The organism is Amycolatopsis sp. NPDC049252 (assembly GCF_043197175.1).
GTDB lineage: Bacteria > Actinomycetota > Actinomycetes > Mycobacteriales > Pseudonocardiaceae > Amycolatopsis.
This window is the reverse complement of the sequence record NZ_JBICSQ010000187.1, coordinates 1-1,647: the sequence shown is the minus strand read 5'-3', so window position 1 is coordinate 1,647 and position 1,647 is coordinate 1. Positions and strand designations below refer to the sequence as shown.

At 70.2% G+C, this 1,647-nt stretch carries 1 protein-coding gene; it reads left to right on the top strand.

Annotated features, from left to right (window positions below):
* A partial coding sequence (locus tag ACGFMK_RS48995) for a type I polyketide synthase (protein ID WP_392778968.1) occupies window positions 1-1,647 on the top strand: 1,647 nt, incomplete at both ends.

The following is a 1,647-nucleotide window of genomic DNA, read 5'->3' as shown; positions in this document are numbered from 1 at the left end:
CTCGCCGCCGACGGCCGGTGCAAGGCGTTCGGCGACAGCGCCGACGGCACCGGCTGGAGCGAGGGCGCGGGCATGCTCGTGCTGGAGCGGCTGTCCGACGCGCACCGCAACGGGCACCCGGTGTTCGGCATCGTACGCGGCACCGCCGTCAACCAGGACGGCACGACGAGCCGGCTGTCGGTACCCCACGGCCCGTCGCAGCAGCGGGTCATTCGCGCCGCGCTCGCGGACGCCGGCCTCGGACCGTCCGATGTGGACGTGGTGGAGGCGCACGGCACGGGGACCCGGCTCGGCGACCCGATCGAAGCCCAAGCCCTGCAGGCGGTCTACGGCGCGGCACATGCGCCGGAGTCGCCGGTGTGGCTGGGATCGCTGAAGTCGAACCTGGGCCACACCCAGGCCGCCGCCGGAGTCGGTGGCGTCATCAAGGTGCTCCTCGCCATGCGCCACGGTCTGCTGCCCGCCACGTTGCATGCCCAGGTGCGGTCGAGCCAGGTGCACTGGGACGACACCGTCGCCCTGCTCACCGAAGCACGGCCGTGGAACTCCGGCACCCGGCGAGCGGGGGTGTCTTCCTTCGGGATCTCCGGCACCAACGCCCACCTGGTCCTGGAACAACCCCCCGTCTCCGATCCTGCCGAACCCACCGGGCCCGCACCCTTGCTGGTCTCAGCCGCCACCCCCGAGGCCGTCGGGCAGCACCTCGACCGCTTACGGGACCTCGACGACGCCACCATCGCCTCGACCCTCGCCTACGGACGCACCGAATTCCCCTACCGCTCCGCCCTCATCGGCGACAAGGCCTTGCCCGTTCAGCACGCCGGACAGCCGCGACTCGCCGTCATGTTCACCGGTCAAGGCTCCCAATGGACCGGGATGGGCAAAGCCCTCTACGACACCTACCCGATCTTCGCCGACACCGTCGACCGCCTCTGCGCCAAATTCGGCGGGGACCTGCGGGACGCGATGTTCACCACCCCCGGCCTGGTCGACCAGACCCGCTACACCCAAGCCGCCCTCTTCACCCTCGAAGTCGCCCTCTACCGCCTGCTGGACCTGCAACCCGAGGTCCTCATCGGGCACTCCCTCGGCGAAATCACCGCCGCCCACCTCGCCGGCGTCCTCGACGAAGACGACGCGGTCTGGCTGGTCGCGGCACGGGCGAGGTTGATGGACTCGGTCAGCACCCCCGGCGGCATGACCACCCTCACCGTCACCGAAGACCAAGCCCGCGACCTGCTCACCCCCGGCCTGTCGATCGCCGCCGTCAACACCCCCACCTCCGTGGTCCTCTCCGGCGATCTGGCGGACATCGAGGCCCTCAACGGCAAGCAACTCCGCGTGTCGCACGCCTTCCACTCCGCCCACCTCGACCCCGTCCTCGACCAGTTCACGAAGGTCGCACGAGACCTGACCTACTACGAACCCCGGATCCCCGTCATCACCAACCTCACCGGCGAGGTCGCCACCACCCTCACCGACCCCCGGCACTGGGTCGACCACCTCCGCAACACCGTCCGGTTCGCCGACGGCATCACCACCATGACCAAGATGGGCATCACCGACGTCGTCGAAATCGGACCCCACCCCACCCTCACCCCCCTCCTCGACCACACCGGCCTCACCACCCACACCCTGCTCCGCCGC